General features: G+C 38.3%; 1 protein-coding gene. It reads right to left on the bottom strand.

The annotated features are described in order from the left end of the window. A partial coding sequence (locus FA046_RS17370) for a hypothetical protein (RefSeq protein WP_205943694.1) occupies positions 1-1,621 on the bottom strand: 1,621 nt, incomplete at both ends.

The following is a 1,621-nucleotide window of genomic DNA, read 5'->3' as shown; positions in this document are numbered from 1 at the left end:
TCCCTTTAAACAAGCTCTGGATTTTGGTGCCTTTTAGATCGTAAATATCTAATACTGCATTGTCTTCCTGGTAAGGGATGCTGAAACTTACCGTGGTTTGTCTTGCAAATGGATTTGGATAAGCCACTAATTTTGATGGCTCTTCTATCAATTTAAAGCTTACTTCCGTTTGATCTTTAGCTGTATTTACACTGTTTACTGCAAAGATCGCTGGTGCTGCAACCGCTGCGCTGCAACTAAAGCCATTCCAGTTTACATTCTTCTCACTGCTTTCTACTTTCTCTGCAATGAACATTCCTGTCATACTGGTTGTTGATTTCTCACCTCCGTTAACTTTGATTTTTCCCGTTGGTACATAAACACTCGCATTGACAATAGATTCACCTCCATTGACTTTGAACTCGCCGTTTCCGTATTCTCCTTCATGATCATCATCATCATCGTCATCATCTTTATGATCTTTACCTCGGCTTGGGCATCTGTCATCATCATCATGCGAATTGCTATTGTATTTACCATGATCTTTCATACTTCCTACATAGAAAATTACTTTCTTCCCTGTTGGATTGATATTACTCCTTCTCTCAATATCTACTTTATCGCTCACTTTTACTATTGCATCTGTACTAAAGATTACTTGAGTATAGTTTGGTGTATATTTCGATTTTGATTCTCCGCCTTCTACTTCTAAGTCTTGGATATTGATAACTGATGAGGTAAACGTTACTGTTGCCCCTTCTTCTATCTCTATCTTTCCAAACAAGTTTCCGGTTAGAGTTACCGTCTTTCCTGATTTTACCGTTAACTCTTTGTAGTTGCCTGTTAAGGTCGAATTGTTGGTGTTTGCTGTTACTTTAGCTAAGTTCTTGGTACTGCCTGTAAAGTATTGCATCGTTGGTAAACTGGTAACAACTGGTGCATAAATTTTTGTAGGTACGTTTGATGGACTTTGAACTTTAATAGACTTAGCTTTTACAAATGCTCCGGCTGCTGCTACACTGCTGTTCTTCTTAATATCTATCTTTCCTTTGTAGCCCATTGCGCCAACACTTCCTGAAAGTACTTTATTGTTCTCTCCCAATTTTACTTCTCTAATACCTAAAATGGTGTAGCTGCTTACTGTTCCTTCTTTTTGGAAGTTGTAACTAGCTATCTGTGTGTTCACACATCCGTGGATATCGGTTACAAATAATTGGTAGTTGCCATCTGCATTTGCGATACTTAACTTCAATACTTCACTACTTGAAAATAAAGTGTTGTTGTACATCCAACGGTAAGCTACTGCTGGAATGCTTGAACTTGGAGTTAAGCTTACTTCATTACAGAATGCATCTGCATTGCTTGGCGTAATACTTAATACTGGTAATGGCCAAATGCGGATATCATTGCTTGATGTGCTTACGTTTCCATTTACATCTGTAACTGTCCAGCTTATGGTGGTTAAACCTGTGTTTAAAGTTCCACTTGCATCTGTTCCTGTTCCTATTCTGCTGGTTGCTCCGCTCAATACATAATTCACACTAGCAACGCTGCAATTATCTGTTGCTGTTAAAGTAGGTAAGCTATAAGTGTTACTGGCTACAAAACAAATTTCTTGGAAAGCTAATTGGGTAATGATTGG

The sequence above is a fragment of the Pedobacter cryophilus genome (assembly GCF_005116455.1).
GTDB lineage: Bacteria > Bacteroidota > Bacteroidia > Sphingobacteriales > Sphingobacteriaceae > Pseudopedobacter > Pseudopedobacter cryophilum.
This window is presented reverse-complemented; position numbering and strand designations above follow the sequence as displayed.